This window comes from Halomonas sp. McH1-25 (assembly GCF_022348165.1).
Classification (GTDB): domain Bacteria; phylum Pseudomonadota; class Gammaproteobacteria; order Pseudomonadales; family Halomonadaceae; genus Modicisalibacter.
The window spans coordinates 101211-127797 of the sequence record NZ_JAKRFI010000001.1 but is presented as its reverse complement, the minus strand read 5'-3'; the positions used below and the strand labels follow the sequence as shown (position 1 = coordinate 127797).

24 protein-coding genes are annotated in these 26587 nt (G+C 62.6%); 8 read left to right on the top strand and 16 right to left on the bottom strand.

The window, feature by feature from the left end:
* Positions 1–18: 18 nt before the first annotated feature.
* The 4 genes from MHM84_RS00580 to MHM84_RS00565 all read right to left on the bottom strand — a co-directional run bounded on the left by MHM84_RS00580 (position 19) and on the right by MHM84_RS00565 (position 4102).
* A complete protein-coding gene (locus MHM84_RS00580) occupies positions 19–942 on the bottom strand; it encodes a glycosyltransferase (protein ID WP_239261334.1) in 924 nt (307 codons plus the stop codon).
* An 84-nt stretch (positions 943–1026) separates the two neighbouring features.
* Positions 1027–2352, bottom strand: a complete 1326-nt coding sequence (locus tag MHM84_RS00575) for a UDP-glucose/GDP-mannose dehydrogenase family protein (RefSeq protein WP_239261332.1) — start codon at positions 2350–2352, stop codon at positions 1027–1029.
* 703 nt (positions 2353–3055) lie between these two features.
* Entirely contained in the window at positions 3056–3337 is a 282-nt protein-coding gene (locus tag MHM84_RS00570; protein WP_239261330.1) for a hypothetical protein, read from the bottom strand.
* 381 nt (positions 3338–3718) lie between these two features.
* Positions 3719–4102, bottom strand: a complete 384-nt coding sequence (locus MHM84_RS00565; RefSeq protein ID WP_239261328.1) for a histone-like nucleoid-structuring protein, MvaT/MvaU family — start codon at positions 4100–4102, stop codon at positions 3719–3721.
* A 172-nt stretch (positions 4103–4274) separates the two neighbouring features.
* Here MHM84_RS00565 and bioA point away from each other — a divergent pair, with 172 nt between their 5' ends.
* Positions 4275–5552 carry an adenosylmethionine--8-amino-7-oxononanoate transaminase gene (gene bioA, locus MHM84_RS00560; protein ID WP_239261326.1) on the top strand — a complete coding sequence of 426 codons (1278 nt, stop codon included), beginning with the start codon at positions 4275–4277 and terminating at the stop codon, positions 5550–5552.
* 313 nt (positions 5553–5865) lie between these two features.
* Here the strand turns inward: bioA and MHM84_RS00555 are convergent, their stop codons facing one another.
* The 10 genes from MHM84_RS00555 to MHM84_RS00510 all read right to left on the bottom strand — a co-directional run bounded on the left by MHM84_RS00555 (position 5866) and on the right by MHM84_RS00510 (position 14714).
* The gene (locus tag MHM84_RS00555; protein ID WP_239261324.1) at positions 5866–6804 is read right to left on the bottom strand and encodes a branched-chain amino acid transaminase; all 939 of its coding nucleotides are present in this window, start codon (positions 6802–6804) and stop codon (positions 5866–5868) included.
* Positions 6805–6884: 80 nt separating this feature from the next.
* The gene (locus MHM84_RS00550) at positions 6885–8066 is read right to left on the bottom strand and encodes a class II histone deacetylase (protein ID WP_239261322.1); all 1182 of its coding nucleotides are present in this window, start codon (positions 8064–8066) and stop codon (positions 6885–6887) included.
* Positions 8063–9037, bottom strand: a complete 975-nt coding sequence (locus tag MHM84_RS00545) for an ornithine cyclodeaminase family protein (RefSeq protein ID WP_239261320.1) — start codon at positions 9035–9037, stop codon at positions 8063–8065. Before MHM84_RS00545 ends, MHM84_RS00550 begins: the two co-directional genes overlap by 4 nt.
* 1 nt (position 9038) lies before the next feature.
* Positions 9039–9398, bottom strand: a complete 360-nt coding sequence (locus MHM84_RS00540) for a RidA family protein (protein WP_239261318.1) — start codon at positions 9396–9398, stop codon at positions 9039–9041.
* Positions 9399–9429: 31 nt separating this feature from the next.
* The gene (locus MHM84_RS00535) at positions 9430–10458 is read right to left on the bottom strand and encodes a histone deacetylase family protein (protein ID WP_239261316.1); all 1029 of its coding nucleotides are present in this window, start codon (positions 10456–10458) and stop codon (positions 9430–9432) included.
* A gap of 7 nt (positions 10459–10465) precedes the next feature.
* The gene (locus tag MHM84_RS00530) at positions 10466–11743 is read right to left on the bottom strand and encodes a TRAP transporter large permease (RefSeq protein WP_239261314.1); all 1278 of its coding nucleotides are present in this window, start codon (positions 11741–11743) and stop codon (positions 10466–10468) included.
* The gene (locus tag MHM84_RS00525) at positions 11740–12312 is read right to left on the bottom strand and encodes a TRAP transporter small permease subunit (RefSeq protein WP_239261312.1); all 573 of its coding nucleotides are present in this window, start codon (positions 12310–12312) and stop codon (positions 11740–11742) included. Before MHM84_RS00525 ends, MHM84_RS00530 begins: the two co-directional genes overlap by 4 nt.
* A 79-nt stretch (positions 12313–12391) precedes the next feature.
* A complete protein-coding gene (gene dctP, locus MHM84_RS00520; protein WP_239261309.1) occupies positions 12392–13471 on the bottom strand; it encodes a TRAP transporter substrate-binding protein DctP in 1080 nt (359 codons plus the stop codon).
* Between the two features lie 157 nt (positions 13472–13628).
* Entirely contained in the window at positions 13629–14447 is an 819-nt protein-coding gene (locus MHM84_RS00515; protein ID WP_343218264.1) for an AraC family transcriptional regulator, read from the bottom strand.
* Between the two features lie 75 nt (positions 14448–14522).
* Positions 14523–14714: a hypothetical protein gene (locus MHM84_RS00510; protein WP_239261307.1), complete on the bottom strand. Its 192-nt coding sequence runs from the start codon at positions 14712–14714 to the stop codon at positions 14523–14525.
* A 250-nt stretch (positions 14715–14964) separates the two neighbouring features.
* Here MHM84_RS00510 and MHM84_RS00505 point away from each other — a divergent pair, with 250 nt between their 5' ends.
* Both MHM84_RS00505 and MHM84_RS00500 read left to right on the top strand, forming a co-directional pair.
* On the top strand, positions 14965–16320 hold the full coding sequence (locus tag MHM84_RS00505; RefSeq protein WP_239261305.1) for an 8-oxoguanine deaminase: 1356 nt from the start codon (positions 14965–14967) through the stop codon (positions 16318–16320).
* A gap of 62 nt (positions 16321–16382) precedes the next feature.
* Entirely contained in the window at positions 16383–17732 is a 1350-nt protein-coding gene (locus MHM84_RS00500; protein ID WP_239261303.1) for a nucleobase:cation symporter-2 family protein, read from the top strand.
* Between the two features lie 67 nt (positions 17733–17799).
* On the opposite strand, the gene MHM84_RS00495 is transcribed toward MHM84_RS00500, so the two are convergent.
* Entirely contained in the window at positions 17800–18582 is a 783-nt protein-coding gene (locus tag MHM84_RS00495; protein ID WP_239261301.1) for a DUF2182 domain-containing protein, read from the bottom strand.
* A gap of 17 nt (positions 18583–18599) precedes the next feature.
* Positions 18600–19232: a DUF1326 domain-containing protein gene (locus MHM84_RS00490; protein WP_239261299.1), complete on the bottom strand. Its 633-nt coding sequence runs from the start codon at positions 19230–19232 to the stop codon at positions 18600–18602.
* A gap of 307 nt (positions 19233–19539) precedes the next feature.
* Here MHM84_RS00490 and MHM84_RS00485 point away from each other — a divergent pair, with 307 nt between their 5' ends.
* The 5 genes from MHM84_RS00485 (at position 19540) to MHM84_RS00465 (ending at position 26479) form a co-directional block, all read left to right on the top strand.
* Positions 19540–20709 (top strand): isovaleryl-CoA dehydrogenase, encoded by a 1170-nt coding sequence (locus tag MHM84_RS00485; protein ID WP_239261297.1) that lies wholly within the window; start codon positions 19540–19542, stop codon positions 20707–20709.
* Positions 20710–20721: 12 nt separating this feature from the next.
* A complete protein-coding gene (locus MHM84_RS00480) occupies positions 20722–22329 on the top strand; it encodes a carboxyl transferase domain-containing protein (protein WP_239261295.1) in 1608 nt (535 codons plus the stop codon).
* Positions 22330–22509: 180 nt separating this feature from the next.
* The gene (locus MHM84_RS00475) at positions 22510–23343 is read left to right on the top strand and encodes an enoyl-CoA hydratase-related protein (protein ID WP_239261293.1); all 834 of its coding nucleotides are present in this window, start codon (positions 22510–22512) and stop codon (positions 23341–23343) included.
* Positions 23340–25397, top strand: a complete 2058-nt coding sequence (locus MHM84_RS00470; RefSeq protein WP_239261291.1) for an acetyl/propionyl/methylcrotonyl-CoA carboxylase subunit alpha — start codon at positions 23340–23342, stop codon at positions 25395–25397. The genes MHM84_RS00475 and MHM84_RS00470 overlap by 4 nt, the downstream gene beginning before the upstream one ends.
* Positions 25398–25579: 182 nt before the next feature.
* Entirely contained in the window at positions 25580–26479 is a 900-nt protein-coding gene (locus MHM84_RS00465; protein ID WP_239261289.1) for a hydroxymethylglutaryl-CoA lyase, read from the top strand.
* Positions 26480–26587: the final 108 nt, after the last annotated feature.

Genomic DNA, 26587 nt, shown 5'->3' with positions numbered 1-26587 from the left:
CGTTTATATTAATATGTTTTAGAATCTTAGCTTCCTGGGCTTATAGAAAACTAAAAAAACAAAAGCCAAACTTAAAAAAAATTGATCCCTAAAGCGTCGTCTATAACGAAAAGGGGCAATCGCCAGCTTAAGCATCTTAATTCTTTCGAAACTGCCAAACAAAGAAACCAAACTTTTCTCTTCGCGACTAACAAGAGCTGCTATGGTTTTTGCTTGCAACATCCATTCACCACTAGCTATGGCATGGATACGCCTAAAGGCAGCGTAAAAACCTATATTTGCACCTAATTGATTACTGCTATGCTGCCGATAGAACATCGTAGGCTCAGGATCGATAAACCAACGGTATCCATGTGATCTAGCGTATGCATAGAATAACCAATCATGCAGCTTTATTTCTTTTACCACAGCCCAGTTACCCAATATAAACTCTTTAACGCCAACCGCCAAACCCTTATTTAATACATAAGTACAGCCAGGCCCTGCCGCCTCAAACAAATAGTCCATTTCTCTCTGCGCCTGAGCCTTATTAATCAAACTTTTTCTTCCGTCAGGCCAAAAGGCTATCACGTTGCTTGAGTATGCATCGTATTTATTTCCATCCAAAACCCGAATGCTACGTATCAGCTTATCCGGAAACCAGATATCGTCTTGGTCAGAAAAGGCGATATAATCAAACTCCGTGACGTCAACTTCCCTAACCAGCCAATAGAAATTGACTGCAGCCCCACCAAACTCACACCCATAGGGCAAGGGTTTTACATTTTTATTTTCGCAAGCAACTTTGGAGACCCATGCCTCGGTGCCATCTTGCGAACTATCTACACTTATAAAAACTTCAACATCTACTTCTATTTGCCCAAGAATTGAACTTACTTGCTCAGAAAGCCAAGAAACTCCATTATAAGCTGCTAGTAGCACCGCCACTTTCGGTGTAACCAAGTCCACCCCTACTTATTCAATTTCAGCTTTGCGGCTGGTATTTCAATCACGAGCGCAGTTTCTGCCGAGCGGACCAGCAGCCAGTCATGTACGTCCTACTGAATAATAGATAAAGCCTTTCTTGCTCATCCTCTTGGGCTCGTACAAGTTACGCCCGTCGAAAATTATCGGCTGGCTTAGCTGTTGCTTGATAAGCTCGAAGTCCGGCGCTCGGAACGACTTCCATTCGGTCACGATGATCAGAGCATCTGCACTTTTGAGCGCAGCTTCCTTGGTGCCACAAAGGGATAGATCGTCGCGGTTGCCGTAGATGCGCTGGGTCTCTTCCATGGCCTCGGGGTCATAGGCTTGAACCTTGGCGCCGGCCTGCCATAACGCTTCCATCAGCACGCGGCTGGGGGCTTCGCGCATGTCGTCGGTGTTAGGTTTGAAAGCCAGGCCCCATAACGCAAAAGTCTTGCCCTGCAGATCGCCTTCGTAATGATGCTGGATCTTCTGGAACAGTGTGGTTTTCTGTTCATGGTTACGCGCTTCTACGGCCTTGAGCACTTTGGCATCGAAACCGATAACGTCTGCGGTGCGAATCAGGGCCTGCACGTCCTTGGGGAAGCAGGAGCCGCCATACCCAACGCCGGGATAGATAAAATGGTAGCCAATGCGCGGATCGGAGCCGATGCCTTGCCGAACCATCTCGATATCCGCGCCCAGGCGCTCGGCCAGGTTGGCCATCTCGTTCATGAAGCTGATCTTGGTCGCCAGCATGCAGTTGGCGGCATACTTGGTCAGCTCTGCACTACGCACATCCATGACGATGATCTTTTCATGGTTGCGGTTGAACGGCGCGTAAAGTTCACGCATCACTTCTTCGGTATGTTCGCTATCGGTGCCGATGACGATCCGGTCAGGTTTCTGGCAATCGGCAACGGCGGAGCCTTCCTTGAGGAACTCTGGGTTGGACACCACATCGAACGTCAGATCGGCTATTCCGCGGGCGGCTAGCGTCTCGGCAATCCTGGCCTTGACCTTGTCGGCAGTGCCCACGGGCACGGTCGACTTGTCGATAACGATCTGGTGACGGTCCATATGCTTGGCGATGGTTTCGGCCACGGCCAGCACGTATTTCAGATCGGCGGAGCCGTCTTCATCGGGCGGTGTACCAACGGCAATGAACTGAATGTCGCCATGGGCAACGGCTGATACGGCATTGGTCGTGAATTCTAGACGGCCCTCGGCGTAGTTTTCCTTCACTAAGGACTCGAGACCGGGCTCGTAGATGGGAATATGCCCTTCCTTGAGCCGTTCGATCTTATGACTGTCCACATCGATACAGACGACCTGATGGCCTGCGTTGGCCAGTACGGCCCCTTGGACCAGGCCAACATAGCCGGTCCCGAATACCGTTACGTTCATGTTTTGATCCTAGCAAGCGATGGATAGGTATGCCTGCCTAATAGAAAAGCGTTAGTTGTTTGCGAGAATTTACTTAGCGATGTTTGGCTACGCAAAGTGATCAGACACGCTACCGCCCAGAGATTGATCCGGGCAGCTTCCCAAAGCCCTGAACTGCACAAATTCCTGATGCTGCCAAGCGTAGGGAAAGAAGCGCAGCGACATTCATTCCTCGCAACACTGCATCTGAGGTCCCTTAGACTGCAGCTCCAGCTACGCTCTTGTTACGCTCTGTTATTCTGCCAAGCGGCTATTCTAGAGAACCGGCCTAGGCACCTCTAGGTTTCAGGCGTATGAATTTTGTGTGCGCCACGTCGCATGTAAGCGACAGGTTAACCGTGTGTGGGAATGGTCCGTTCCGCACCTAAGAGATAGCCCAAGCGGACCTACGCAGCTAATCAACGTCGTAGCGCCAGCTCCAAACCATGGATGCTGCGAACACGATCTCCAACTGAACGAATCATGGGAGCTATTTCACGGTCCTGTACGTAACGTCGGACTTAGCGACGTTTTTCTAAATGGCATACACAAAAAAAGCACGGTGCCAACCCGCACTGTCACGGGATTGTAATGCAAAGGACCTATCGGCACTAGCTCATGAAACTTAACGCTAGCGGGAAAACTATCGATAAATTGCGGGCTTAGCGCAGTGCTGCGCTCGCCTTCAGGCGATTTTGCCGAGCTTGAGCATGGTGCGCAGCAAGGTATCGACGCTGGTGTCGCTCTGCTGGTAGTCGGCCATCAGCGCGCGCAGGCGATTCTCGAATCCGTGGGGATCGGATTCGTGGGGCTCGTCCTGGGCCGGCGCTGCTTCTTCAGGCTCGGGTTTGCGGCTGGTTTTGTCGAGTTCTCTCAGGGCTTGGGCGAAGGCGTCATCGAGTTCTCGGAACTTGCGCAACTTTTCTCTCTCGTCCATCTGACGAGAATGCGGTTTGAAAGATTTCATGTATCGAGAAGACCACGGTTTATTCAACGAACTGGCATTAATGGCCTGAGAGAACTGGCCAAGTGAAAGGCCCCATTGCGGGAACCTGGGCTTTGTATGAAAACTGGCTGCCCCAGGAGCGTTAGCGATACGGGTACGCTCGTCGTATCCACACAACGCGGGGCTGCTGTGCATTTATGCAGTGGATGAATGGAAACTCAATCCACGTTGGTTCGTCAAGATACCCGGCGGAAAGAAAAAAAGCCCGGCCTAATGGCCGGGCATCAAAAACAGGGAAATACCGGATTCATGCTGGAATCTGATATCCAGGTCATCCTATCTTACATTGCGTAACAATTCATTACATTGTGTGTATCAACTTTCAACGCTAACGACCCGCTCTCAACCTTCGCTATGGACGAGCCAGGATTCGACCGTCTCGGCGCCATGCTCGTCCTTCCAGGCTTTCAGCGTCTTGTGGTTGCCGCCACGCGTCTCGATGCGCTCGCCGGTGCTGGGGTTTTCGTAGACCTTGAGCTTGCGTTTGCGGCGCCCATCGGAGGGAGCCGACGCCTGGCTTGGGGCCGATTTCTGTAACACAGGCAGCGCTTCGAGCAGATTGACCACGTCGCTAGTGCGCTTATCGAACTCCGCCATGAGCGACTCCAACTGCGCCTTGAAGGCCAGGTCGGCTTGGAGCTGCTGGTCGCTTTCCAGTTGCTTGAGCTCATCGCTGAGCTGGTTGAGCCGCTGCTCCTTGAGCAGGTATTCGCTTAGCAGTGACATGTGGGTATTGCCTTTGGTGAGGGGATGAGCTGCGGCCCATTATTGGCGTAGTGGCGTCGTCTGCCAAGGAGTCAGCGTGAGGAAGCGCTTTGAGAATGCCAGCGTGCTGTCTCGCTGGCGGCCTCGCATGTTAACCTTTCATATAGACCAAGGTTAACATAGCGATTTCAGCATGCCCCACCCCACCCAGACGTTATGGCACCCTTACGCTCAGATGAAGACACAGCCCCAGGCCCCGCGTGTCGTTGGTGGTCAGGGCGCCTGGCTGCATCTCGAAGGCGGCGAGGCGCTACTGGACGCCACCTGTTCGTGGTGGTGCATGATTCATGGTTACGGTCACCCTCGCCTGGTCGAAGCGCTCAAGGCCCAGGCGGACACCCTGTGCCATGTCATGCTGGGCGGGCTGACCCACGACCCCGCCCAGCAGTTGGCCGACGCCCTGGTGCGCGTCACCCCGGCCGGGCTCGATCACGTGTTCTTTTCCGACAGTGGCTCGGTGGGCATGGAAGTCGCCATGAAGATGGCCGTGCAGTATCAGGTGCAACGGGGCCGCCCGGGAAAGCACAAGATGCTGTCATTGATGCGCGCCTACCATGGCGATACCACCGGCTGCATGGCGGTATGCGATCCCGAGGAAGGCATGCACTCGCTATTCTCGGGCTTTCTGCCCCGCCACCATTTTGCACCGGCACCTAGCGCCCCGTTCGACGCGCCGCCAGAAGCGGCCGAGAACGATATCGCGGCGCTGCGTCAGGCCTTCGAGCGGCATCATCAAGACATCGCCGCCCTGCTGATGGAGCCGCTGCTGCAGGCGGCCGGTGGGCTCAACATGACTTCGCCGCACTATGTGCGTGCCGCCCGGGAGCTGTGCGACGAGTTCGACGTATTGCTGGTCTTCGATGAGGTCGCGACCGGCTTCGGGCGCACCGGCAAGCTGTTTGCCGCCGAGCACGCCGGCGTCACGCCGGACATCATGGTGCTGTCCAAGGGATTGACCGGGGGCTACCTGGGTCACGCCGCCACCTTGGCGACGAGCCGCGTCTTCGAAGCGTTCCTGAGTGACGATCCCGGCCATGCCTTCATGCACGGTCCCACGTTCATGGGCAATCCATTGGCCTGTCGGGTGGCGCTGGAAAGCCTGGCGATCTTCGAAGAGGAGGATTACCTGGGCAAGATCGCTGCACTGAACGGCATCCTGCGCCGTGAACTCCTGGAAGACGATGCCCTGCGCCAGCACCCCCAGGTCGATGATGTGCGCGTGTTGGGCGCGACTGCCGTGATCGAAGCCAAGTCGCCGGAACGGTTGACCGGCGTGCAGGATTTCGCCCGGGAGCGTGGCGTGTGGCTGCGCCCGTTCGGGCGCTGGCTGTACACCATGCCGGCGTATGTGACCTCACTCGATGAGATGCGCCGCATCACCACGGTGATGAAGGCCTGGTTCATGCGCTAGCGCATGAACCAGGCTTGGGCGCCATGCACCATTTCTTCATGCAATGGTCATGGCGCTGTCACGTGGAAACGCCATCCTGAGCATGCCGGTTAGCACTGACGGGCAACCGTTCACCCCCTCAAGACAAATGGACAATGTCGTTCAGCGTGTAGGGACACGAAGAGGGCAAGAAAGAGGGGAAGGCAGGCACAGGATGTGCTCAAGGATGACAGGCCGCGGGCCAAACAGCAGGACGCTGACCAGGGATGACGAAGAATATTTCGCCATGGAGCCCCTCCATGGCGTTTCTTTTTGTTGAGCTGCCCTGCTCAACTCACACGGGATGCAGCCAATCCGAATAGGCCGCCAGACCGTTGTCTCGTTCACCGCGAACCAGGCTACGATAGAGCCGCTGAATGTCGCGGGTGACCGGGCGCTCGCCGCTCCGGCCGATCCGGCGTCCGTCCAGTTCGCGGATCGGCAGGATCTCCGCTGCGGTACCGGTAAAGAAGGCTTCATCGGCGGTATAGACTTCGTCGCGGGTGATGCGGCGTTCGTGCACCGTCATGCCCAGCCGTTCACGGGCCAGCACGATCACCGTGTCGCGGGTGATCCCCTGCAGGCACGAGGTCACCTCGGGCGTATGCAACACCCCGTCGCGCACCAGGAAGATGTTTTCCGCCGAGCCCTCGGCGACATAGCCTTCGGGATCGAGCATCAGCGTTTCGTCGAAGCCCGCCTTCACGGCCGTATTGAGCGCCAGCATCGAGTTGACGTAGTGGCCGTTGGTCTTGGCCCGGCACAGGCTGATGTTGACGTGATGACGGCTCCACGACGAGGTCAGCACCCTCAGTCCCTGCTCGGCGGCGTCAGGCGAGATGTAATGGTCCAGGTACCAGGCGGGAATCATCACGTTCGTACTCAGCCCCTGGGCGCGCAGGCCCATGCCTTCGGCGCCGAAGTACACGGTCGGCTTGAGATAGGCGTTGGTTAGCCCGTTACGACTCAGAGCTTCGCACTGGGCCTCGATCAGCGTATCGGCGGTGTATTCGAGCCCCATGTCCAGTGAGTGGGCGCTATCGAGCAGGCGTCGGGTATGCGCCTCGACCCGGAACAGATGCGCGCCGTTCGGCCCGTCGTAGGCGCGCACACCTTCGAAGCAGCCCATGCCGTAATGCAGGGTATGCGTCAGCAGGTGCCCCTTGGCCTCGCGCCAGGGAATGAATTCGCCGTTCAGCCAGAACCAGCCATCGCGATCGCTGATCGAATCCATGGTCTGCCCTTCTTGTTGTTGATGTGTGGTTATCGCTCAAATCGCAGGGTCACGGCTATCCGCATACGCTGTCATTGGGGTCACCGAGCTTGCTGGGTGTCGACAGCCAGGCAGGATTCCACCAGGTCATCGGCCTCGTGCAAGCTACCGAAACGTTTCCAGCCGTGTCGCCAGGACTCGATCAGTTCACGCTGATGCGGTTGCAGGGACTGATACTTCCACGCCGCGATCTCGGCGTTCTGAGGATCGTGGACTTCAATGCGGCTGCCAGACAAGGTCGCGATCACGGCATGCCCGCACAGCGGCACATAGCCTTCCGAATATCCGCCCTCATGGATCATCACCAGGCGCCCCTGGCACAGTCGGTCCGCCAACGCCTGGACCTGGGCGGTCATTTCCGCAAAGGCGGCGCTGTTAAGCAGCATCTTGCCCAGCGGATCCTTGCCGCAGGCATCGTAACCGCAGGCGACGACGATCATTTCCGGGCGGAAGGCAGCCACGGCGGGCAGCACCAAACGCCGCATGGCATGACGATAGGCGCCGATGCCGCAACCCGGCGGCAGCGGCAGGTTGAGCGTGGCGCCGAGGGCATCGCCCTGCCCCTGTTCCTCGAACTCGCCGGTGTCCAGCGGATAGTTGCCGGCCTGGTGAATCGACACGCTGAATACCTCGGGATCGGCGTAGAAGGCCGCCTGGGTGCCGTTGCCGTGGTGCACGTCCCAGTCAATCACGGCGATACGCCGTGGCGTCGACTCGTTGCCGTGCTTTCGCAGGCGCATGAGCGCGATGGGAATGTTGCCCAGCAGGCAAAAGCCGCGCCCACGGTCGACCTCGGCGTGGTGCCCCGGTGGGCGGCACAGCGCATAGGCGTTACGCCGCCGCCCATGGGCCACATCGTCGATGGCGGCAATGGCCAAGCCGGCGGACTGGCGCGCCGCCGCGAGACTGCCTGCCGTATACGGCGCGCCTTCCCCGGCGTCGCCCCAGCCCCGCTGCGCGCCGGCTTCCAGCTCATCCAGGTAGCGTGGGGTATGAAAGCACGCCAGGTCGTCGCGGGTCGCGGCAGGTGGCTTGCTGACCGTCAGCTCGTCGATAACCCCCGAGACTTCCAGCAGGTTCTTCAGGCGGCGCTTGCTTTCCGGGCTTTCCGAGGCCGGCTGCGGTTGAAGGAACTCGCCCGGCGCGGAGAACACGCCGATTGCGCCGGGATCGTGCCAGAAACAACGCTCGTGCCAGTAGAAGCCGCAAGCGGGGGATGTCATGCCGTTTCGTCCCTGTTCTGGTCCTGGCCCTGGCCCTTGGCCTGAAGCCGCTCCCAGACCTCGACGGCAGCGGCGAGATCCTCGAGCGACGCCCCTACCGACTTGAAGACCGTGATGGCTTGCTCGGTGTTCCGACCGGGGTGTTCGCCGCGCAGCAGTTCGGCCAGTTCGGCGCGAATCGCGTCGAAGTCGAACCGCCCCTCCGCGATGGCCTGATGAATGTCGCCTGCCTCGCCACGCGCCCCGGCGTAGGTGTCGACGAACACCTCGCCACGCACCAGACATTGCGCGTCGCTTTCGCGCATGGCGGATCGAAACGCCCCGACCAGGTCCAGGTGCGTGCCGGGCCGCAACCAGTCGCCATGAATCAGCGGCTCGTGCGAAAGCGTCGCGCAACTGACGATATCCGCCTCGCCCGCCGCCGTTTCCAGATCCTCGACCGCCGCGCAATCGAAGCGATCCGCATACTCGCGGGCGAGCCTGGCGGCCTTGTCGGGATTGCGCCCCCAGATCCTGACCCGGCGCAGTGGGCGAACAGCGGCATGGGCCTCGATCAGCATGGGCGCGAGCTTGCCGGTGCCTACCATCAGCAGGGTTTCCGCGTCCTCGCGGGCCAGGGCACGTGACGCCAACGCCGAGGCCGCCGCCGTGCGCCGGCGGGTCAGCTCGCTGCCCTCGATACATGCCAGCGGCCGGCCGTGCCTGCCTTCGCAGAGCACATACAGCCCCGAGATCGCCGGTAGGCCATGCTCGGCATTCTGCGGGAAGACGTTGACCATCTTCATGCCGATGTAGCCATCCGGCTCCCAGGCGGGCATCAGCAGCATGGTCGCCTCGCCATCGCTGCGCTGCACGGAATGATGGTGGCGCGGCGGTGCCTCCACACCCTGCCGGAAGCCATCCCCGAGCCGGTCGATCAGGGCGAGCCAGGGCAGGGACGCCGCCACTTCTGCCGCGGAAACGATGCGCATGTCAGCCCTCCGCCAGCGCGGCCACCACCATGATCTCGACCTTCCACTCGGGCTTGGCCAGGCGCGCCTCGACACAGGCGCGTACCGGCGCACGACCGGGTGTGACCCAGGCGTCCCAGGCGGCGTTCATGGCGTCGAATTCGGCCATGTCGGTGACCCAGACCGTGGCCGACAGCAGGCGGCCCTTGCCCGACCCGGCCTGGGCGAGAAGCCGATCGATGGAGTCGAGCACCTGCTGGGTCTGGCCCTGCATGTCGGCACTGGTGTCGTGGGGCACCTGGCCTGACAGATAGACGGTGCCGTTGTGCACGGTCACCTGGCTCATGCGCTTATTGGCGTCGGTATAGCGGATATCGCTCATGTCATGTATCTCCTTGTGTCATTGCGGCTCCTCAGCGGAACCCTTGTAGGAAAGCGGTCAGATTCTTGCCTAGGCTGGCGGTGGGATAACCGCCCTCCTGCACCAGCACGGTGGGCAGGTCGAGCGCCTTCAGCCGTGCGCCGATCGGCGTGAAATCCTCGGTTTCCAGCGCCAGCCCGGCCAATGGATCGTCCTTGTGCGCGTCCAGCCCCAGCGCGACGACCAGCGCCTCGGGGCGGAATGCCGCCATGTCTTCCAGCAGTCGGTCGAGCGCTTCGATAAAGCACAGGTCATTGCTGCCGATAGATAACGGTATATTTAGATTGGCGCCTTCGCCGTCTCCACTGCCCCGCTCGTCGGCGCCGCCCCAGAAGAACGGATAGAACCCGCTCGGGTCGGCATGCAGCGAGCCGGTCCAGACGTCGCCACGCGCATAGAAGATGTCCTGGGTGCCGTTGCCGTGATGCAGGTCGACATCGACGATGGCCACGCGCGCATAGCGTTCGCGGAGGATACTGGCGGCCAGCGCCGAATTGTTGAGAAAGCAGAAGCCGCCGGCCCGCTCGGGGCCGGCATGGTGGCCCGGCGGCCGGCACAGGGCATAGGCCGAACGTTCGCCGCCCTTCACCGCGTCCGCTGCGGCCTCGGCGCTGGCGGCACTGGCCAGGATCCCGGCGAAGCTGTCCGCGCCGATCGGACAGGCCATGTCGTGCAGATGCCAGCCCGCCTGCCCGACCGGATGCTCGGGGTAATGATGGCCGCCGCCGGTGGGATGCACATTGGGCGCGACCAGTTCGGCGGCGCCGGGCATGGCGCGCCAGCGGGCGTGGATGGTCTCGAGGAACTGCAGGTAGCGCGGCGTATGAATCGCCTCCAACCGCTGGCGCAGCCCAGGGCTATCGATGCACGTTGGCGACTCGAGCCTCAGCCCCAGGTCGCCCAGGGCCTCGGCAAGGCGCTCGGCGCGTTCCGGCCGTTCCGGCGAGGGTGCCGGTGCACCGCGAAGCAGAAACGTGGCTGGCGCATGGCGATCCTGCGCCGGGGAATAGAAGCATTGCATGGGCACCTCAATCCAGCAGGCCGGGAATCCAGGTCGATAGCGCAGGGAACAGCGCCAGCAGCACGATCACCGCGAGAAAGGCGACATAGAACGGCAGCGAGGCGACGATCGCCCGCTCGTAGGGCACCTGGGCGATACGTGCCGCGGTCATCAGCGTCATGCCCACCGGCGGCGTCACGTTGGCGATGTTCAGGGTGACGATCATGACGATGGCGAAATGCAGCGGATCGAACCCCAGGCTGACCATGGCCGGCACGACCACCGGGCCGATGACCACCAGCGCCGGTAGCACGTCCATGACCGTGCCGATGACGATCAGCAGCAGGCACACCAGCATGATCTGGATGAACGGCACGTCGCTGATGGTGGTGATCAGTTCCGCCGCGTCGCGGGCGATGCCCGAGCGGGTGACGAACCAGCCGAGCACCGCCGAGGTGGCGAGCAGGAAGAACACCACGCCGGAAAAGCGCACCGTGGTCACCAGTGCCTCCCACACCTTGCGCAGCGTCAGGTTCTTGTAGAAGACGAAGCCGATGACGATGGCATAGACCGCCGCGAAGCCCGAGGCTTCGGTGATCGTGGTCATGCCGGAGAGGATGCCGCCGAGGATGATCAACGGCACGAGCAGCGCCGGCAGCGCCGAGAAGAACGCCATCACCGCGACCTTGATCGGCGTCGCGCCCTGTTTCGGATAGCCGCGCACCCAGGCCAGCACCATGCTGGTCGCCAGCAGCGTCAGCGCCATCAGCAGCCCCGGCAGAATGCCGCCGGCGAACAGGTCGATGACCGAGATGTCGCGCAGCAAGGTGGCATACACCACCATCACCACGCTGGGCGGAATGATCGGCCCGATGATCGACGAGCAGGCGGTCACGGCGGCGGCATACTCGGCATCGTAGCCCTGCTTTTTCATCTCGGGAATCATGATCTTGCCGATGGCCACGGTATCGGTGATCGCCGCGCCGGTCAGGCCGGCGAAGAACAGCGATACGGTCACGTTGACGTGGCTCAGCGAGCCGCGTACGCGCCCCAGCAAGGCGTTGTTGAAGGTGATCAGCTTCTGGGTCAGGCCGCCCTGGTTCATCAGTTCGGCGGTGAAGATGAAGTACGGCACGGCGATCAGCATGTAGCCGGACACGCCGGAGAACATGCGGTCGGCGATGATGCCGACCAGGCGCTCGCCGCCCAGCGAATAGACCCCGGCGACACCCGAGATCGCCATGACCACAGCGACCGGCGCACCGATCAGCAACACCACCACGAAGGCTACGATCGCAACGCTCATGGCCGGACCTCGCTTTTGCTATCCAGTACGGAATCATCGGTCTCCGGATCATCCAACGCGTCATCGATCAGCGCATTTTCATCTCTAAAATGCTCAAGCAGATCGAAACCGTAGACCAGGTGCAGCAGGAAGATCGCCCCGGTCAACGGCACGGTAATCGCCGTCCAGTGATGGGATATCTGGATATTGTCCGACACCATATAGACCTGGGTGGCATTCACAAAAAAGCTCCAGCCGTACCAGATCATCAGCAGCGCAAAGAACGCCATGACGAGTAGCGTGGCGATGGCGGCCAGCTTGACCAACGGCGCAGGCAGCAGACGCACCAGCAGCGTCATGGCCACATGTTCGCCGGAGCGCAGCGCAATGGTGGTGGATATCAGCCCGATCCACGGCAGGAACAGGCGCGCCAGCGAATAGGTCCAGCTCAAGGCATCGCCGGTGAACAGCGTGTAGAGAAACCCGCTGAACGAGATGGCCAGCATGGCCAGCACGCAACCGACGCACAGCACGATGGCGGCCCGGTTGACGCCATCGCTCACCTGGCGGGCGGCACTCAATAGCGACATGGCTTGGTCCTGGAGTGACTAAAAAAGCGAAGCAGCTAGCCAGCCCCGCCATGCCGGGCGGCATGACGGGACAACGTTCTTACTGGCCGTAGCGCTGGTAGGCCTGCTCGGGCAGCGTTTCGCGCAGCGTCTGCACTTCGGCGAGCAGGTCGTTGACCAGTTGCTCGTCCATGCCGAACTCGTTGACGATCCACTCCTTCCAGGCCGGCCGGGCGATCTCGGCCATCTTGGCGCGCTCGTCGGCGGGCATGATGTAGCACTCCTCGAACAGCTCGCAGGACTTCTGCCAGCTTGCCGTCGCCAGTGCCCCGGAAGCGCCGTGACTCAACGCGATGGCCTCGCGTGCGGACTCGGCGATCACGCGTTGGTACTCCTCGGGCAGTGATTGATACCACGCCTCACTGACCACCCAGCTGGCGCTGTTGTAGACGTGCCCGGTCAGCGTGGTGTAGTCGGTCACCTCGTCCAGGCCGTAGGTGGTGTTGATCACCGGGGCGTTGAACTGCCCGTCGGCCAGCCCCGTCTCCAGTGCCGTGATCAGCTCGCCCCATGGCAGCGGCGTGGCGGAGGCGCCGAGGGCGCGCATGGTGGCGACGTGGGCGGGGTTCTCCTCGGTGCGGATGTTGAGTCCCTCGAGGTCGTCGACGGTCTTGATCAGGCGCTCGTTGTTGGTAAAGGCCACGAAGCCGCCACCGTCGTCGAAGGTGCCCAGATAACGCATGTCGGCGGCATCGATGGTGCCCTGCATGAAGTCGGCGAACCACTCCCCGTCGAAGAAGGCCCAGGCCTGACGCCAGTTGTCGAACAGAAACGGGGCCGTGACGGCCTGATAGTCCTGATAGAACGAGGACATGGCGCCGGAGGTGAGGATGGTCGACTGCAGGGCGCGCCCACCGGACTGGACCTGCGAGCCGGTTTCCACTTCGGAGCCCAATTGGCCGCCACCGAAGATGCTCACCGCGACGTCGCCGTCGGTACGCGACTCGACCAGATCCTTGAAGTGGACCAGGGCCGGATAAATGCTGTTGTTGGTGAGGTTTTCGGGAATCAACGTGGCGATGGCCATCTCGTATTCCTGGGCCTCGGCATCGGCGACACCAAAGGCCATCGGCAGCGCTGCCGCGACGGCAGTGACCGTGAGAAGCTTGTGGAGATGCATGTGCCTTTCCTTGCTTATCGTTGTGAGAGGATCAAAGCAGCATTCTTTCAAGCGTATGGCGGTCGGGGCCGGGGCGCTTGCCCCAGGCTCGGGAAGTTTTGCCCGTTACTGTTGTCTGGCTGAATCTGGCCGGGGTCCGGCTGAAAAGCGTCTGCGCTCAGTGGTCGAGGCAGCGGCGCTGCATGGAAGGCGTCACGCCGAAAGTGCGTCGGTATGCGCGGGAAAAGCTGCCCTGGTCGCGAAAACCGACCAGCGCTGCAATCTCCCCCAGGGGATGGATGCTGGTTTCGATCAACTCGCGGGCATGGGCCAGACGTCGCTGCTGCACGTAAGCCAGCGGCGTCATGCCGGCATGCTCACGGAAGCAGGCATGGAAGTGGCCGGGACTCAGGGCGCATTGTGCCGCCAGATCATCGACCAGAATCACCTCGTCGAGGTGGGCGTCGATGAACCCGTCCAGGCGTGCGAGATCGATCCGGGACCGCGCCTGCCCGCGACGCGGCGACGCCGGTAGCGCCTCGTCGTGCAGATTGAGGTAGATGGCTCTGAGCACCAGCGTGGCGATTTCGGTATGCAGCGCCGTGTGCTGCTGCACCTGTGGAAGGAGCCCATTCGCCAGCTGATAGAGGGTCTGCGGCACGTCGAAGAAGCGTGGCCGCTCGAAGAGCCGGCTCACCTCGTCGGCACAGGAGGTCAGCGCCAGATTGGCCAGCGGAATGTCCAGCACCAGGGTCTGGTTGGCACCGTCGCCGATGTACTCGTGATGGTAGGTGGAAGGAATCAGGCAGCCCCGCTCGCGCGTGATGCGTTCGCCCCGCCCCTCGATCTGCAACTCGGTGACGCCCGACGTCGCCAGGATCAGCTGGTGGTAAGGGTGCTCGTGAGCGATGTATTGCTGCATCAGGTTGCAGGTACGCAAATTGAAGAAGGACATGATGTTGTTGTTATCGATGGCCGTTGGGATGCGTTCTTTCACCATACCCCTGGACGGCTAGATCTGGAAGCCTCGCGTGAGCGCACGGGGCGGCAAGCGCTGCCGCCCCGGACGAATTCAGCAACGCCCCTTCTTGGCCTGCCCCGGCGGGCAGAAGTCGCCTCGATCATGGTCGCGATCGCGATGATCGTGATGCCCATCGCCGATTTCGATGACCGGCTCGGGATCGATACGTGCCGGGGTATAGCTACAACCACTAACGACGATACCCAGGGAAAGTACAGCGGCAATCAGTAAACGCGGACGCATGGCTCCTCCTTCTTTTTCGTGTCAGTCATGAAGCTTAAATAAAAAGCGCCCCCTACGTAAGTTGCATCGGCAAATGCCGGGTGTCGCTTTACAGTCGACACTGCGATTAGCAATTTGGTATACAACTCAGGTACACAAAACAATACACCTCCGGTACGACGAGCAAGGCACCTGAACCACTGACCGGGCTTCCCTGCGAGTGGGTAACCCTTCGAACTGGAAGGGGGTGTTCGATCGCCGAGGAGACACCATGACCGAGACTGCACGCACCCTGTGGATCCGCCACCCGCTGGCCTGCGCCGACGACCGCGCCGCCGGCGGCGTGGTGGTTGCCGGGACACGCATCGTGGAAGCCGTACCCGCCGGTGGCCAGCCCAGCCGGGCGGTGGACGAGGTATTCGACGCCTCACGGCACGTGCTGCTGCCGGGGCTGGTCAACACGCACCACCACTTCTATCAGACCTTGACCCGCGCCTATTCCCCCGCGCTGAACAAGGAGCTTTTCCCCTGGCTGACCACCCTCTACGACGTGTGGGCCAACCTGGACGAGTCGCAACTGGCGCTGGCCAGCGAGCTGGCCATGGTCGAACTGCTGATGTCCGGCTGCACCACGGTGGCCGACCATCATTACGTCTTTTCCGGTGCGCTGCTCAACGCCATCGACCAGCAGGTCGAGACGGCCCACCGCCTGGGCGTGCGCGCTGCGTTGACCCGCGGCTCGATGAGCGTCGGCCGCGATGACGGCGGGCTGCCGCCCCAAACGGTGGTGCAGGACGAACGGACGATCATCGACGACAGCCAACGCCTGATCGAGCGCTACCACGAGCGCGGCGACGGCGCGATGGTCACTTTGGCCCTGGCGCCCTGCTCGCCGTTCTCGGTCAGCCGGGAACTGATGCAGGAGAGCGCCCGCCTGGCCGAGACGCATGACGTACGCCTGCATACCCATCTGGCGGAAACCGAAGACGAGACCGACTACTGCCAGCGCCTGTTCGGCATGCGTCCGCTGGATTACCTGGAAGATTGCGGCTGGCTGTCCAACCGGACCTGGCTGGCCCACGGCATCCATTTCAACGACGACGAGGTGCAGCGCCTGGGCCGGGCGGGCACCGGCATCGCGCATTGCCCGTCGTCGAACATGGTGCTGGGCTCGGGCATGTGCCGCACGCTGGAGCTCGAGGCCGCCGGCGCACCGGTCGGGCTGGCGGTGGACGGCTCGGCCTCCTGCGATCATTCCAATCTCGCCGAGGAGATGCGCCAGGCCATGCTGCTCGGCCGCCTGCGCTATTCGCCGGGCGAGCTCACCCACGATGCGGTGATCCGCTGGGCCACGCGGGGTTCCGCGCGATGCCTGGGCCGTGACGACATCGGCGGGCTGGAAGCCGGCCAGCAAGCCGACCTGGCGCTGTTCCGCCTCGACGAATTGCGTTTCTCGGGGGCCGAAAATTCCCTGGCCGCCCTGCTGCTGTGCGGCGCACATCGTGCTGACCGGGTAATGGTCGCCGGGCGCTGGCGGGTGATCGACGCCCTGCCCTGCGAGGTCGATCTCGAGGCATTGATGGCCAGGCATGACGAGGCGGCACGCCGGTTGCGCGCCGCCCTGTAACCCAGTTCGATAACGACTATTCGGAAAAAAACATCCGACAACAACAACGGAGAATCACCACGATGCCCACTCCCGCATCCGAGCAGTTGCAGGCCGATCCCCCTCGGGTCCGCAGTACCCACGACGTCAATGCCATGCCGCCGTTGGGGCGCGCCGTCCCGCTGGGAATCCAGCATGTCCTGGCGATGTTCGTCAGCAACGTCACCGTGCCGATCATCATTGCCGGCGCGGCGGGCCTGTCGGAGGCCCAGACGACGATGATGATCCAGGCGGCGATGTTCGTCGCCGGGGTCGCCACTTTGGTCCAGTCGCTGGGCCTCGGCCCGATCGGCGCACGGCTGCCGATCGTCATGGGCACCAGCTTCGGCTTCGTGCCGGTGCTGATTCCCATCGCCGTGGGCATGGGCGTGCCGGCCGCACTGGGGGCGGCATTGTGCGGGGGTGTGGCGATGGCCCTGGTGGGGCTGTTCCTGCCCTATGTGCGCTTCCTGTTTCCCCCGGTGGTGACCGGCGCGTTCGTGATCATGATCGGCGCCCTGCTCATGCCGGTGGGCTTTGCGTACGTCGGTGGCGGCTTCGGTGCGCCGGACTTCGGTGCCCTGCATCACCTGTTGCTGGCCGGGCTGGTCATGGCGATCACCATCGGCCTGCATCAGTTCGGGCGTGGCATCTGGTGTGAAACCGCGCCGCTGATCGGCCTGGTGGTGGGCTTTGTCGTTGCCGTGGTGTTCGGCTATGTGGATTTCTCCAGCGTGGGCAAGGCCGCCTGGTTCTCGTTGCCGGTGCCCTTCGCGATCGGCGTGGAATTCCATCTGAGCGCCATCCTGCCGGTGGTACTGCTTGCCGTGGTGACCTGCGCCGAATCGATCGGCGACATCGTCGGTACCACGGTCGGCGGAGCGAACCGCGAGCCCACCGAAAAGGAACTCTCCGGCGGCGTGATGGCCGACGGCCTGGCCAGCGTCTTCGCGGCGATCTTCAATGCCTTCCCGCAGATCAGTTTCAGCCAGAACGTGGGCATCGTGGCCCTGACCGGGGTCGTCAGTCGCTACGTGGTCGCCATCGGCGGCGCCTTCCTGGTCATCGCCGGCCTGTTTCCCAAGCTGGGCGGGCTGATCTCGGGCATCCCCAATGCGGTGCTCGGCGGTGCGGTGCTGATCATGTTCGGCATGATCGCCAGTGCCGGCATCAAGATGCTCAGCGGCATCGACTTCAACAAGCGCAACATGCTGATCCTGGCCCTGGCGCTGGCCACCGCACTCGGCCTGCCGGCCCAGGAAGGCCTCTACGCCGGCTACTCCGACAACATCAAGGCGATCATCGAGTCCGGCCTGATCCCCGGCGCGCTGGTGGCCATCGTGCTCAACCTGATCCTGCCGCACAGCGAAAAATCGATGCGCAGCGACGTCTGAACGCCCTCCTGCCGCCCAGGTCCCGGCTGCACAGCACCGGGGCCAACTTCGACGCCTGGAAGGCAACTTAGTAAAGCGTCAACAGGACGACGCTACCCCACGTCACCAATACAGCGCCGATGATCCGCCCCACCCAATGCCCGGCGGGTACCAGCTTTTCCACCAGGACCAGCAGCGCTAGCCCGGCGATCCACGCCAGATTCATGACCCCGCCAACGAATAGCAACAGCATGAGCATCCAGCAGCACCCCAGACAGTACATACCGTGACGTAACCCCATCGCGTACGCACCATACAGCCCTTCACGCCAATGCATGAGCACGAAATCCAGGGGTGAGCGGCAATGCCTGAGACAGGCATGTTTGAGCGGCGTCCACTGGTAGATACCGGCAGCGACCAGTACCGTGCCCGCCATGGCCGTACTGGTTGCCTGCATCATTGGTGAGAGCAGCGCCGCCCTTTCCAAGGCGAACTGCAACGCGACAGCGGCCAGGCTGAATGCTGTCCAGACCGAGATATACCCCAGCGCAAACGTACCCGATACAACCATGCGCCTCGCAGGGGTCTGCCGCGCCCCGGCAATGGTGGCGAATAGCAACAGCATGGGCGCAGCGCCAGGCAACATCATCGCCACCATCATGATGGACCACATCAGGAACATCATCAGCGCATGACTCAGCGTCCACGCTGAAGGAGACATGGCCATCTCGTCCGCATCGCCTGTCATTCCCGTCATGACGCCTGCCCCTGCCAACAGGTAGGCCCAGCACAGGACGACGGCGATCAGTAGCGCGGATATGAAGAGGACCCGATCGTGCCGCAGCGCTCTTTCGAATACTGGAATCGCCATTACCGATCTCGCTTACGCTATGCTTCAACCCCCTCGGGCGTCTGCACCACATGCGCAAGCGTGCTATGCGACCCCTGCGTGGAAAACGCAATCGCTCCACTGCTCTGGATGGTGGCGCTAGCGATCTCGCCCGTGATGTGCTCGAACCCTTCCGGCATGACGACCCGGATACGGTGGGGCCTGTCGGTCACCGGGTTCCTGATCGGCTCCACGTTGCTTTCGAGCACCCCGGGAATGGATAGCCGTGCAGTTCGCGCTGATTCATCGAACTCGAACGTCACGGGGGCAAAGATCGGATCGTGCATCTTGTTCACGATGAGACTGAAGATATGAAACAGGGTCCCTTCCGCCGAGTGCTTTCCCGACATGATCTCGAACAACGCCTCGCGCTGTTCCGGACTGGCACGTTCATCGATGATCGGTTGTGCCTGGCCGTTTCCTTCATGTAGCGGTCCCGGGAATTGCACGACCACGAAGAAGCTCAGATCGTTCAGGTGAGTATTTTCGTAGTGCCCCTTGGTGATATGCATACCCAGTAGCCCTTTGCATTCACCGTTCGTCGGTCGAGCGTTGAAGTCGCATGGGCAACCGAACGCGCAATTACAGTTCTTGAGCCACTCCCCTTCGAGACGCCAATCTACCTGTGCCATGGTCGAAGCCTCCCCCGACGTGAAGTCGAGTCGTTCAAGGCTCGGCGCGGTCGAAGTATGTTTGTTGTGTAGAGTCGATGAACCCTCTGCCCATCTATTTCAATATAGTTCACCCCTTCCCACTCTGACCGTTCTTTGACCTGTCAATTCTGTCTATTTTTTAGCGCGCAAGTCTGGTTTGCCTCTGCGACCAAAGCTCTACTTTACGTTAACGTAAACCCCTCCTATCCTGCTTTTCATATCGAATTACGCTGCGACTCCGCAGCCAGCACAACGGCTCACAGACACAATTACCAGGAGCTAGGCCATGCACGCCGCTTATACCCCTCTCGATTTCGGCCTCCCCGACGAGCTGAACATGCTGCGCGATCACGTCAACGCCTTTGCCCGCGACGAGATCGCCCCGCGTGCCGCGCAGATCGACCAGGACAACGTCTTCCCCAACGATTTATGGCAGAAGTTCGGCGACATGGGCCTGCTCGGCATCACCGTGCCGGAAGAAGACGGCGGCAGCGGCATGGGCTATCTCGCCCACTGCATCGCCATGGAAGAGATCTCGCGGGCCAGCGCCTCGGTGGGGCTGTCGTATGGCGCGCACTCCAACCTGTGCGTCAACCAGATCAAGCTCAATGGCAGTGCCGAGCAGAAAGCCAAGTACCTGCCCAAGCTGATCAGCGGCGAGCACGTCGGCGCGCTGGCGATGTCCGAGCCCGGCGCCGGTTCCGACGTGGTGTCGATGAAGCTGCGCGCCGAGAAGCGCGGCGACAAGTACGTGCTCAACGGCAACAAGATGTGGATCACCAACGGCCCCGATGCCCACGTGCTGGTGGTCTATGCCAAGACCGATCCCGAGGCGGGCTCCAAGGGCATCACGGCGTTCATCATCGAGCAGGATTTTCCCGGCTTCTCCACCGCGCAGAAGCTCGACAAGCTGGGCATGCGCGGCTCCAACACCTGCGAGCTGGTGTTCGAGGATTGCGAAGTGCCGGCGGAGAACGTCCTCGGCGAGGAGAATCGCGGCGCCAAGGTGCTGATGAGCGGGCTGGATTACGAGCGCACGGTGCTGGCCGCCGGCCCCATCGGCATCATGCAGGCGGCGATGGACGTGGTGGTGCCCTATCTCCACGAGCGCAAGCAGTTCAACCAGGCCATCGGCGAGTTCCAGTTGGTGCAGGGCAAGGTCGCCGACATGTACACCACGCTGAATGCCTGTCGCGCCTACTTGTATGCAGTGGCCGGCGCCTGCGACCGGGGCCAGGCCTCACGCAAGGATGCCGCCGGGGTCATTCTCTATTGTGCAGAGAAAGCCACCCAGGTCGCGCTCGACGCCATCCAGCTGCTCGGCGGCAACGGCTACATCAACGAATACCCCACCGGGCGGTTACTGCGCGACGCCAAGCTGTACGAGATCGGCGCCGGGACCAGCGAGATTCGGCGGATGTTGATCGGACGCGAATTGTTCAACGAGTCGGCATAAGGGCGACGACACATGGCTATTCTGACGACTCAGATCAATCCGCGCAGCGAGGCCTTCCAGGCCAACGAGGCGGCAATGCGCGCCGAGGTCGAACGGCTGCACGCACTGACTGCGAGCATCGCCCGGGGCGGTGGCGACAAGGCCCGCGAACGCCACGAATCACGCGGCAAGCTGTTCGTGCGCGACCGCATCGATCATCTTCTCGACGAAGGTGCGCCCTTCCTGGAAATCGGCGCGCTGGCCGCCCACGAGGTCTATGGCACGGACTTGCCCGCTGCTGGCGCGGTGGCCGGCATCGGCCGGGTGAGCGGCGTCGAGTGCGTGATCGTCGCTAATGACGCCACGGTCAAGGGCGGCACTTACTTCCCGCTGACCGTCAAGAAACACCTGCGCGCCCAGGAAATCGCCCGCAAGCACCGCCTGCCGTGCATCTACCTGGTAGACTCCGGCGGCGCGCACCTGCCCCACCAGGACGAGGTGTTCCCCGACCGCGACCACTTCGGGCGTATCTTCTACAACCAGGCCACGCTATCCGCCGAAGGCATCCCGCAGATCGCCGTGGTAATGGGCTCGTGCACCGCCGGCGGCGCCTACGTGCCGGCCATGGCCGACGAATCGATCATCGTGCGCAACCAGGGCACCATCTTTCTCGGCGGCCCGCCGCTGGTGAAGGCCGCCACCGGCGAGTCGATCAGCGCCGAGGACCTGGGCGGCGCCGACGTGCACGCCAAGGTCAGCGGCGTGGTCGACCATTACGCCGACAACGATGCGCATGCCCTGCAACTGGCGCGCCGCGCCGTGTCGCGCCTCAACTGGCAGAAGCGCGGCAGTCTGGCGATGAAGGCCCCCAAGCCGCCGCGTCTCGACCCCCGCGAGATCTATGGCATCGTGGGTACCGACCTCAAGAAGCCTTTCGACGTGCGCGAGGTCATCGGGCGGCTGGTCGACGACTCCGACTTCGACGAGTTCAAGCGCTACTACGGCGACACCCTGGTCACCGGCTTCGCGCACCTGCACGGTCGTCCAGTGGGCATTCTCGCCAATAACGGCGTGCTGTTCTCGGAGTCCGCCGTCAAGGGCGCGCACTTCATCGAGCTGTGCGCCCAGCGCAAGATTCCGCTGATATTCCTGCAGAACATCACCGGCTTCATGGTCGGCTCGAAGTACGAGCAGGAAGGCATCGCCAAGCACGGCGCCAAGCTGGTCACCGCAGTGGCCTGCGCCAAGGTGCCCAAGTTCACGGTGCTGATCGGCGGCAGCTTCGGCGCCGGCAACTACGGCATGTGCGGCCGCGCCTACGACCCCAACCTGCTGTTCATGTGGCCCAACGCACGCATCTCGGTGATGGGCGGCGACCAGGCCTCCAACGTGCTGGCCCAGGTCAAGCGCGAGCAGCACGAACGTGCCGGCAGCGAGTGGAGCGCCGACGACGAAACCGCCTTCAAGGCACCGATCCGCGATCAGTACGAACGCCAGGGCCACCCGTACTACGCCAGCGCCCGGCTGTGGGACGACGGCGTGATCGACCCGCTACAGACCCGCGACGTGCTGGGGCTGGCGCTGGAGGCAGCGATGAATGCGGACGTGGAAGAGACGAAATTCGGCGTGTTCCGGATGTAACCGGCCCATTAGGCCCGAATGCAAGGCCTACATGAGCGGCGCCGGGAACAGGAACAAGCGAAGCTCATTTTTCAGGGACGAAAAATGGAGCGTCCAAGGAAGGATTTACAGCGTCTTCGCGGTTCATGTTCCCGGGTAAGCCGCGCGCTGTGAATGGGACTAGCCGGAAGAGAGACAGACATGGCTGATACACAGAGTTATTCCAAGCTGGACATCGACGAGCGCGGCGTCGCCTGGCTGACCCTGGCACGCCCCGACGTGCACAACGCCTTCGACGACGCGCTGATTGCCGAACTCAACCGTCATCTCGATCACCTGCATGGCGCCGCCGAACGTGGCGAGGTGCGCGTGGTGGTGCTGGGCTCGGAAGGTAAGCACTTCTCCGCCGGGGCCGACCTGAACTGGATGAAGCGCATGGTCGAGTACAGTTTCGATGCCAACCTCGACGACTCCCGCGAGCTGTCGCGCATGATGCACCGCCTCGACACCCTGCCCTGCCCGACCGTATGTCGCGTCCAGGGCGCGGCCTACGGCGGCGCCGTCGGGCTAGCGGCGTGCTGCGACCTGGTCATTGCCTCCGAGGCGGCACGCTTCTGCCTTTCCGAGGTCAGGATCGGCCTGTCGCCGGCGGTCATAAGCCCCTACGTGCTGCGCGCCATCGGCAGCCACCAGATGCGCCGCTACGCGCTGACCGCCGAGGTCATGGACGTGACCACCGCCCAGACGCTGGGGCTGGTCCACGAAGTCACCGGCAAGCAGGAAATCGACGAGCGCGTCGCGGTGTACGTCAACACCCTGCTCGACGCCTCGCCCCAGGCCAGCCGCGCCACCAAGGCCCTGCTCGCCGAAGTCGCCCGCGCCCCGGACAGCGACGCGACCCGCGAGCGCTGCTGCCAGGTCATCAGCGAGCTGCGTGTCAGCGCCGAAGGCCAGGAAGGCCTGAGCGCCTTCTTCGACAAGCGCCCGCCCGCCTGGAAGCCCCAACAAGACAACGACAAGGAGCCGGGTGCATGAGCCTCGCCAACGCCCCCAAGCCGCTTGCGACGGTCCTCGTCGCCAACCGCGGCGAGATCGCCTGCCGCGTGATCCGCACCGCCCGCCGCCTGGGCCTCAAGAGCGTGGCGGTCTATTCCGACGCCGATGCCAATGCCCGCCATGTGCGCGAAGCCGACGAGGCCGTGCGCCTGGGCCCGGCCCCGGCACGCGAGAGTTACCTGGCTATCGACGCTGTCATCGAAGCGGCCCGGCGCACCAACGCCGACGCCATCCACCCCGGCTACGGCTTCCTGTCCGAGAATGCCGCCTTCGTCGCCGCCTGCGAAGCGGCCGGCATCGTCTTCGTCGGCCCGCCGGCCAGCGCGATTGCCGCCATGGGCGACAAGTCCGCCGCCAAGGCGCGCATGGAATCCGCCGGCGTGCCGCTGGTGCCCGGCTACCACGGCGATGAGCAAGCCGACGACCATCTGAAAGCCGAGGCCGATCGCATCGGCTACCCGGCCCTGCTCAAGGCCAGCGCCGGCGGCGGCGGCAAGGGCATGCGCGTAGTCGAGCGTGGCGAGGAATTCCAGGCCGCCCTCGACGGCTGCCGCCGCGAGTCCCGGGCTGCGTTCGGCGACGACCGCATGCTGATCGAGAAATACCTGACCCAGCCCCGCCACGTCGAAGTACAGGTGTTCTGCGACAGCCAGGGCAACGGCGTCTACCTATTCGAGCGCGACTGCTCGGTGCAACGCCGCCACCAGAAGGTTCTGGAAGAAGCCCCCGCACCGGGCATGAGCGAGGCCCTGCGTCGCGAGATGGGCGAGGCCGCGGTGCGCGCCGCCAAGGAAATCGGCTACGTGGGCGCGGGTACCGTCGAATTCCTCTTGGATGCGGATGGCCGCTTCTACTTCATGGAGATGAACACCCGCCTGCAGGTCGAGCACCCGGTCACCGAGATGATCACCGGCGAGGACCTGGTCGAGTGGCAACTGCGCGTGGCCGCCGGCCTGCCGCTGCCCAAGGCGCAGGATGAACTGACCATCAGCGGCCATGCCTTCGAGGCGCGGCTCTACGCCGAGGACCCCGAGCAGGACTTCCTCCCCGCCACGGGCACGCTCGAGCGCTTCGGGCTCGATCTGACCGGCGCGGGGCTGGACGCCGAGCGTGTGCGGCTCGACAGCGGCGTCGAGGCCGGTGACGCGGTCTCGATGCACTACGACCCGATGCTCGCCAAGCTGATCGTGCATGGCGACGAGCGCGACCAGGCCCTGGCCACCCTCAACCGGGCGCTGAGCGCGCTCGACGTGGCCGGCGTGATCACCAACCGTGCCTTCCTGCAGCGCCTGGCCAGCCACCCTGCATTCAAGCAGGCCGAGCTCGATACCCGCTTCATCGAGCATCACCACGACAGCCTGTTCGCCGCCCCACGGCTCGATGCCCAGGCTTATGCCGCAGCGGCCCTGGTCGCCATCGACCGGCTGCAGAACGAGGCCCGCGCCGCCTCCCCCTGGGCACGCCGCGACGGCTGGCGGCTCAACGCCCCGGCAGCCATCCGCATCGCCCTCACCGCCCCGGCGCATGCCAGCGACGAGGCCGACAGCGACGCCATCGTCACCGTACTGGCCGAGCGACCGATGACCGACAACGACTGGCGCCTGCACATCGGCGGCGACACCCTGACCGGCCGCCTGCAACGCCTGGAAGGCGACGCTGCGGCAATCACCCTGGACGGGCATCGCCGCCGCCTGCTGGCCCGCACCGAGCGTACCGCCCACGGCGACACCCTCATCCTGGGCAACGCCCAGGGCGAGACCCGGCTGTTCTGGCGACGCCTCGATGCCGTCGATCATGGCCACCACGAAGTCGACGCCACCCTGACCGCGCCCATGCATGGGACCGTGGTCGCGCTGCTCGTCGAGCCCGGCCAGGCCGTCGAGAAAGGCACGCCGCTGATGGTCATGGAAGCGATGAAGATGGAGCACACCCTCAACGCCCCCGCCGAGGGCCATGTGGAAAGCTTCCACTTCCAGGCCGGCGATACGGTGGGACAGGGAGATGTGCTGGTGGAGTTCGCTCCCTCTGAATAAGCTAAAGCGAAACTGAGAGCGCCAAGGTGAGCGGCGCCGGGGACAGGGCGAAGCGGAGGTCATTTGCCAGGGAGGGCAAATGTAGCGTCCAAGGAAGGATTTACAGCGCCTCCGCATAGCCCTGTCGACGGAGAAGCCGCGTTGACAGAATCAGTTGAGCGGTAACAACTGGAGTAAACGGAATGGCATTTCCTAATCAAGTTAGGCTCGTTGAGGTCGGCCCCCGCGACGGCCTGCAGAACGAACCCGAGCCGATCAGCACCGCCACCAAGCTGGAACTGATCGACCGCCTCGGCGCGGCAGGCATCCGGCATATCGAAGCGGCCAGCTTCGTCTCGCCCAAGTGGGTGCCGCAAATGGCCGATCACCGCGAAGTGATGACCGGCCTCACCCGCCGCCCCGGCGTGGTGTACTCCGTCCTTACCCCCAACCTCAAGGGCCTGGAAGCTGCACTGGAATGCGGTGTCGAGGAAGTCGCCGTTTTCGGTGCCGCCAGCGAGGCCTTCTCGCAGAAGAACATCAACTGCTCGATTGCCGAATCGCTGCAACGCTTCGAACCGGTGCTGGAGCGCGCCAAGGCCGCCAACGTGCGTGTGCGCGGCTACGTCTCGTGTGTGCTCGACTGTCCCTACGAGGGCGAGATCGACCCCGCCAAGGTCGCCGAGGTTTCGAAAGCGCTATACGAGATGGGCTGTTACGAAGTCTCGCTCGGCGACACCATCGGCACCGGCACCCCGCTCAAGGCCAAGCGCATGATCGAAGCCGTGAGCCGAGACATTCCCCTCGACAAGCTCGCCGCCCACTTCCACGACACCTACGGCCAGGCACTCGCCAACCTCTACGCCGTGCTGGAAGAAGGCATCGCGGTTATCGACAGTTCCGTCGCCGGCCTTGGAGGCTGCCCCTACGCCAAAGGGGCCTCCGGTAACGTGGCGAGTGAAGACGTGGTGTATCTGCTGGATGGGCTGGGCATCGAGACGGGAATCAATCTGAACAAGCTGGCAGGAACCGGCAGTTGGATCACCCAAGCGATTGGGCGACCGAACCGGTCGAAGGTAGGGGTGGCGTTGGCGGCGAAGTAAACAGACCTGAATCAAAACCCCGGCCAGCGGTCTGAATTGCACTCCGAGAGTTGAACATTCATCCGACCTTGGGGATATTTTTGATGGTGGTTAACGCCCCCATCACCG